Source organism: Frankia sp. AgB1.9 (assembly GCF_016786355.1).
GTDB lineage: Bacteria > Actinomycetota > Actinomycetes > Frankiales > Frankiaceae > Pseudofrankia.
This window is the reverse complement of the sequence record NZ_JADWYX010000225.1, coordinates 1-7361: the sequence shown is the minus strand read 5'-3', so window position 1 is coordinate 7361 and position 7361 is coordinate 1. Positions and strand designations below refer to the sequence as shown.

Sequence of the window (7361 nt, the reverse complement as noted above, 5' to 3'; positions counted from 1 at the left end):
CCACAACTTCCTCGGATTCCTCAGCCTCGCAGCCGCACTGACCTGCTGGAAGAAACTGGCCACATGAGACAACTTCTAAGAGTTCCGCTGCCCTACTGTTAGGCGGTGTCAACCAATGATAACCAATGTCGTTCTGCCCGGACCCTACAGGCATAAACTGCCGCCCGTCGCCAGTCTGTGCCGGACCTGTCTGGGACGTCCGGGCACACACGGGGCACACCAAGCCGTCCCAACGCGGTCGGCGACACGACCCACTGCAGCACACCTCCGCTCGAACGCGTCGTCTGTTCCCTACGCGGGGAATCCAGTAACGGGCGAGGGGGCTGGGGTGACTCGACCCACTGCCCCACCGCCGGTACCCCTGCCCGGTGACCTCGTACACCCAGGTAGGGCGGGAGCGGTCCGGTGAACCACGCGCCCACCACTCCCCCGGCCAACCAGGCCCCGCAGCCGCTCGCCCTCCGCGCCGTCACCCTGCTGATCGCCGTCGTCGTCGCCCTGAGCTTCCTGTTCGGGCTCGGCAACGTCTGGGCACTCGGTCTCCGGCTCGGCGTTCCCGGCTACATCGCACCTCTGGTCGCGCCGGCAGTTGATCTCTCCGTTGTAGCCCTGCTTGTGGCGACCCGCCAACTCGCCCTGACTGGCGCCACGCCCTCACAGATCCGCCCAGCGCAACGTCTGCTGATCTTCTGTAGCCTCGTCACGCTCGCCCTGAACACCGCACAGCCCATCCTCGGCGGCCACTACGGCCGCGCGGCCTTCGACGCCGTCGGATGCTGTCTGCTCATCGGCTGGTCCCATATCGCCCCCGACCTGCTCCAGGGCTTGCAGACCGGGCCGATCGTCCACAGTCCGGCCGACCTGCCCGCTGCCCACCCGATCAGCACACCGGCCGTTCCTGGCCCCCAACTCGAAGCGCGCACGTGGGGGATCGGGGCGCAGCCCGTGCGGGCAGCACCGGGCGGCGGCCAGAGCGGGCGCCAGGCTGGCGTTTCCGATCCTGATCTCGTTCGCCGCGCCCGCGACGAAGACGCCCACCACTGGGAGACCCACCACCGCCCGATCTCCGCAGAGACCCTCCGCAAACGCCTCCACATCGGCACCCGCACCGCCCGCGACCTCGTCGCGCAACTCAGGGACGACAGCCGCAGCCGCCTCACCGACCGCTCAAGTGATCCAGAGCTTCTGCTCACCGCCGGGTAGAACGCTCTGCTGGGGGAGACGTGGTCACGACGCCGGTTGGGCGGAACGCGAAGATGGTTGTCGTGACGGGCCCTGCCGACGACCAGATCCAAGAGTTCGCCGACCTGTTCTTCGAGGAGACCCCAGAGCGACAACCACTCGCGCGGTCGGTTTCCCGGTTGGCATGTAACCAACGCGGGGCCGAGGCGCTCCGCACCTCCAAAAACCTACAGTCAAGGTCGATTGGTTGCGACCATTCGGCACAACCCGGATACCGGCTTGGACACTGCTGGATCGACCCCTGCACCTTGGCTGGATGATAATCCCGGAGTTGTGCGTCTGTGTGACGGTTCATGATGGATTTTAACCACCGCAGCCGGGGTTGTAAGGAAGGGGCGGCAAGTATTTGCGCCATTCTTCGCGGGTGAGGACGTTCTGGTCGAGGCGTGCGCAGGCCTGTAGTTGCAGGTGGGCGCGTAGATCTTTCAGCCCATCGAGTTGCCAGAGGCTTACCTGGCCGTAGCGGCCAATAGTGGTCAGCGTCGTGCCGTCCGCAGTAAGCGCGACTTTGGTAGCGAGGCCGATGTCCGCCGGTATGGCCGCGCCGAGTTGCCGTGGAGTCGCAGGGTCCTCGATGTCCCACAAGTGGATCGTGCCGTCGCTGTCATTGCCGCCGTCGACGCCAGCGACGAGCGTTGTCCCGTCGCCGGAGATCGCGATACTGTTCACTCTAACTCGTGGTTGTCCCGGGATGGCGATGACGGCAAGCGGCGCGGGGCGTGCAGGGTCCCTGACGTTCCAGATGTCAACAAAGCCGCTCGGTCGTCCGGTCACCAGCGTCGTGCCGTCTGGGGTGAGCTGAACTGCGTCGAGGTCATCGCTGAGGTGGTAAGGCTTTCCGAGGAGTTTCGGATGCGCCGGATCGTGGATGTCCCAGCGAAGCAAATCGCCGAGTGTCGTGGTCGCGAACAGGGTGTGATCATCGGGGCTGAGCGCGAGACCGTGGACGGGATCCCTCGCCTCGGTCAATGGTTGCCCGATCGGAACGGGCCGGTCCGGTCGGCTGATATCCCACAGCCGCACGGTGTGGTCATTGCCTGCGGTCACCAGCGTCTTTTCGTCCGACGTGAAGCGGGCGGCGGTAAAGCCGCGAGGATGCCCGGTCAGGGGTGTGCCGACAGGACTGAGGCGGAACGGTTTCGACACCCGCCACAGCTGCGCTGTCTCGTCGAGGCTTGCCGTGACGACCAGATCTCCCTTCGGGGAGAACTCGAGGTCGGTGACGCTGTCAGAGTGGCTGGGCAGGTTTCCCGTCAATGAGGTGGCGTGGCCGTTCGCGAGCGTCCAGACATTAAGCTCGTCGCCCGCCGCGACCAGCCCCGACCCGTCTGGGCTCAGCGCAACCACGCTCGTCCCCGTTTCCTTTGTCGGCAGGGCGGGCCCGATTACGCGCGGCTGGGTTTGCCCGACGACGTCCCAGATGCGCACGGTCCCGTCATTGGACGCTGTGACGATCGTCTTTCCGTCCGGGGTGAACCGACCGGCGGTGATGGGCGCTTCGTGGCCCGTCAGCGTGTTTCCCAGCGGGGCCGGGCGCACTGGGTCCGTGGTGTCCCAGAGCCCGATCGTCCCATCGTCGCCGAAGGTAGCCAGCCGCTGGCCATCGGGTGCAAGAGCGAGCGCCAGTGCCCCGCCGGGCTGCGCCAAGGGGACCGTGGTAATCACCTTGGGCGACAGAGGGTCGGCCAGGCTCCAGACCCGTAGCCGCCCGTCGCGGCCTGTGGAGAAGAGCATCCGCCGGTCCGGCGTCACAGCGAGCCCTTCGAGGCCTACCGCGCTCGTGACGGTGAGCGGCGGACCGACCAGGTCGGGTCCGTCCGTACCAATCACCTTGATGGTCGCGAGCGCTCCGCTGGAGGTCGCGGCATAGAGCGTCCGGTCCGCTGGGCCGAAGACGAGGCTGGTGATCTGCTCGTTGTCCATCAGCACCTCGCCCCGTGGCTGGGCTTGGACCGGATCGGAGATGTCCCAGAGCACCACCCGCGAGTCGAGACCGCCGCCGGCCAGCATCCGCCCGTCGGAGCTAAGCGCCAACGCCGACGCCGGCTCCACGAACCCCTCAAGCGAAGGCCCGCCGCCCCGGGCCGCTGCCGGCTGGGAGATGTCCCATACCCGGATGTACTGGTCGGCACCGGAGGTGATCAGGGTCCGGCTGTCCGGTGTGATGACCGCGTCGGTCACCTCGCCGACATGTCCATTGGTCAGGGTCCGGGCCAGTCGGGGGCCTCCAGGGCCGCCGAGCGTCCAGATCTGGATGGTCCCGTTGTAGCTGGTGACCGCGAGAACCTTCCCGTCAGGGCTGACCGCGAGCGACCGCGGTTGGCTGACCCCGGTCAGCATTCCCCGGTAGTTCGTGCCCGCGAGTGTCTCTAGCAGGGCGGCACGGGTGGCCGGGGAATCCTGGACACGCACTCCGGCCAAGCCCAGCGCGATCCCGAGCCGAGGGTCGCGACCGCGTACGTCCGCCAGCTGGGTGATCAGGTTTTCGACGATGGCTGAGCGTTCGGCCGCGCGGGCGTCGCCGCGCTGCACCCAGGCCACGCTCGCCGCGGCCAGGATGACGGACAGAACAGCCGCGGTGATGCTGGCCGCGCGCCGCCGTCGGCGTCGGCGGCGGGCCCGCACCGCGTCGACGAACCGTGCTGAGGCGGGCGAGAGATCGGGCGACCGGCGCGCTCGCTGGGCTACCCGGCCGAAACGGGCTGTGGGCCCGGTCACCAGCTCGACTCGTGCGGGTTCCCAAAGGTGCGAGGTGGGGCGGTCGAGCCGCTCCCACTCTCGTGCCGCCGCGTCGAGATCCGCGCTCGTGCGCAACGCGGTCGCCTCGTCGGAGATCCGCCGCGCGAGCGGTGGCCACGCAGTGAGGAAACGCTCGTGCGCGACGGTCAGCACCGGCGCGTCGTCGACTGTGTCAGACGTCAGGAGGCGCCGTTCAAGGAATGCATCGAGGTCCGCGCACGCCTCCCCCGATAGTTCGTCGCGAGTCCGCGGCTGTCGAGCGGGCCGGCCGTCGCGGTCGAGCGTGACGAGCGTGAGCAGGTTGGTCAGCACGTCGCCCTCGGACCGCCCAGCGTCAACCCGGGCCTGCAAGGCCGCGTCCGCCTGGTTGCTCAACGCGCCCGCCACGCCGCCGAGCGCCACGTACTGCCGCATCGAGAGCGAGTCGCCTCGATGCAGGCCGCGGCTCAGCTGCTCCAGGACATACGCAAGGAGAGGCAGCGCCTCGCCGCTTCCGGTCTCAGACACGAGCGCGGCGACCAGGTCACCCTGCACCGTGATGCCAGCGCGGCGAGCGGGCTCCGTGATCACCTGCGGCAGCATTCCGGGTACCAACGGCGCGAGCGGGAATAGCCGAGTCGCCAGCCCGGCCAACTCGGGGGCAGTCTGCCAGGCCTCGACAAGTTCAGAGCGCAGCGTGCCGACCACCCGCCCCCCAGCGCGGAGCAGCGCCGCGCACACGGCGGCGAAACGCGCCCGCTCTGGCGCCGGCGTGCGACTTAGCAGATCGTCGAGCTGATCCACGATGACCAGCGGCCGATCGTGCCCGGGCCGCGGAATGGCCGCGAGAACGTCCGTGACGGCGTCCCGGATGCTGTGCGGCGCGGTCGCCCGCAGCCGTGCGGCCAGCGCGGTCGACGTCAGCGGTGGGCCGCCGTCGAGGCTCGCCCGTGCCATCGCCGATGCCAGCGCCGCGACCGGGTCCTGCCCCGGCACCACCGGCGGCAGCGCCCACCAGCCCTCTTCGGCGGCCAGCATCGGTACCAGCCCGGCCCGGACCAGCGACGACTTGCCACAGCCCGACGGTCCTACGACGAGCAGGATCTCCTCATGGCCCACGGGCACGCTCTGCCGGACCGACTCGGCGAGCATGATGACTTCGGCGGATCGCCCCACGTATGCCCACGCGGTGTCCCAGTCGAAGGGACGCAGCCCGGGGAAGGGCGCGGCGTTGTCCGGCCAGCCCATCCCGCCGGCACCGTCCAGGGCCAGCAGGATCGTCCGCACCCGGGCACGCCCCTGCTCCTCGTCGCGTGACCAGTTGATGCGCTGGAGGCGTTCCAGCGTCGGCACCTTCGTCGGCTCGGCGCCCAGGCCCAGCGGGATGATGCGTTTCCCCTGAGCCCGCGCCGTGGCGATTTCCGCGATGCACCAGCGGGAGCGGAGGAAATCCTCCGAGACGAAGCAGACCACGGCATCGGCCGCGCGTAGCTCCGCGAGCAGCCGGTCCTCCCAATCCTCGCCGGCGCCGATCAGGTCAGCGGCCAGGAACGCGGCGTGGCCCAGCCCCGCAAGCCATTGCCCGAACGACCGTGCAGTCGCGACATCCGCCCGCGCATGACTGATGAAGACCCTTGCCATACCGCCCCCGTACACTCGCACGTCTCCTGGCGACGACCGCGCAGGCGTCGGCCGAGGTATTCGGCCCGTGCATACCCGATCGCCTTCCGACCCGTGTGGCGAGATGCTACGGTACCCACATACCGCACAATCGACGACGGGGGACGATGTGCGTTATTCATTTAGTTCATTGCGCGGCCGAGGTTTCGGTGGCGGGCTCGCGCACCGACGCCGAACGTTCAGATTCCTCGCCGTAGCTAGCACTATCGTGCTACTGGGAATCGGCCTCACAGCCGGTTCGGCCCAGGCAATCGTCGGCGGGACGCCAGTTCCCGGAGGCTACGCCGGCGACGCGGTGCCAGCGTCGAATCCCTATGCCTTCGTCGGGCACCTGACAACGGATGACGGTCTCTGCACCGCCAGCTTGATCGCGCCAGACCTCGCTCTGACAGCCAGCCACTGCGTTCCGGAGCGCTCGAAGTTGGCCGACATGCTCGTCGTGTTCGGCGTCCTGAACAAGGATCGGGATCGCGGCGGCGAGCGCCGAACGGTCATCGACACCTACACCCACAATGACGCAGAGTTCGGCAGCTCCGGCGAGCAGATGACCGTGCTCAAGCTGAACCGTCCGGTCCGTGGCATCACCCCGGTCCGGCTCGCCACGCCTGACCAGTCCGATCTGTGGAAGGCAGGTTCCAAGCTGACCGCCGTCGGCTGGGGAGCAATCGACAACGGCGGCCACGTCATCAGCGCGGAGCTGCGTCGCGCCACGGTCAAGGTGACCGACACGGCTGTCTCGACCCCGGGCCTCCGAGGACTGATGGCCACCGTCGCCTCCGAAGGCCACTCGGCCCCCGGCGACAGCGGCGGCCCGCTGCTTACCGGCGACCCAGACGCGGGATTCGTCCAGGTGGGCGTCGCCGAGGCGACAGGGAAGTTTCTTCTTCAGGGCCCCAGGTACTACTACAACCGCGTCTGGTTGGCGTCCGAACTGACGACCGTTCTGAGATATCCGACGACCGCCCCGCCAGAACCCGGTGAGCCGGGGAATGTGCTCCAGGCGGCCGGCTTCGAGGAGGGCGGTGATTCCTGGCGCTGGTTCAGGATGCTCGACCGGGCCAACAACAACTATGTGTACTGCCGCCCAGACGCCGGCTATCACAGCGACTGCTTCCTGGAGTTTAACCGGAATGGCGCCGACCAGGCCTCAGTCCAGCAGGACGTCAACCTGCCCATAGCGGCCGGCGGCAAGCCGATCGCCGCCGCAAAGGTCCGCTGCCCACCCAACCAGGGTCAGTGCCCGGTGACAATCGCGATCTGGGGTGACCCTGGCAGCGCCGGCCAGGAGACGCGGTCACATGACTGCGTCCTCGATTCTGACAACGGGTGGTACGACGTCCGGCTTGATGGTGAACCCGGATTCGAGCGGCCCCATGCTGTAATCCGCTGGGAGCTCTATGCCCGCGGCGGCCCCTACACCAACGTCGATGTCGACGGGACCGCCCTCGCTGACGGCAGCCAGTCTGCGGCTGGTACCAACGACTTCTCCAGCTGCACTCCCACGGCCGACGCGGAACCCCTGACTCCCTGAACCCTGACCGCCGACCTACCGGCCGGTTCTGGCGGCGGGGGGGGGGGGGGGGGGGGGCGGGGGGCGGGGGGGGGGGGGGGGGGGGGGGGGGGCCCCCCCGCCCCGCCCCCGCCCCCGCGACCGCAGCGGTCGCCTGGGGCTTTGACCACCTTGATGTCGATCGGATCATCACTTTCACCAACCGTCACAA

3 protein-coding genes are annotated in these 7361 nt (G+C 68.6%); 2 read left to right on the top strand and 1 reads right to left on the bottom strand.

Features of this window, described 5'->3' with window-relative positions:
- The first annotated feature begins 405 nt into the window (after positions 1-405).
- Positions 406-1203: a hypothetical protein gene (locus I6A60_RS40370; protein WP_203014919.1), complete on the top strand. Its 798-nt coding sequence runs from the start codon at positions 406-408 to the stop codon at positions 1201-1203.
- Between the two features lie 342 nt (positions 1204-1545).
- Here the strand turns inward: I6A60_RS40370 and I6A60_RS40365 are convergent, their stop codons facing one another.
- The gene (locus I6A60_RS40365) at positions 1546-5601 is read right to left on the bottom strand and encodes a TIR domain-containing protein (protein ID WP_203014916.1); all 4056 of its coding nucleotides are present in this window, start codon (positions 5599-5601) and stop codon (positions 1546-1548) included.
- On the opposite strand from I6A60_RS40365, the gene I6A60_RS40360 reads away from it, so the two are divergent.
- Positions 5585-7171, top strand: coding sequence for a trypsin-like serine protease (locus I6A60_RS40360; protein ID WP_203014914.1), 1587 nt, complete (start codon positions 5585-5587; stop codon positions 7169-7171). The genes I6A60_RS40365 and I6A60_RS40360 overlap by 17 nt on opposite strands.
- Positions 7172-7361: the final 190 nt, after the last annotated feature.

Excerpts from the sequence above, each read along its gene's own strand:
- I6A60_RS40365 (WP_203014916.1), bottom strand. The coding sequence starts at position 5,601 with ATGGCAAGGGTCTTCATCAGTCATGCGCGGGCGGATGTCGCGACTGCA.
- I6A60_RS40360 (WP_203014914.1), top strand. The coding sequence starts at position 5,585 with ATGAAGACCCTTGCCATACCGCCCCCGTACACTCGCACGTCTCCTGGC.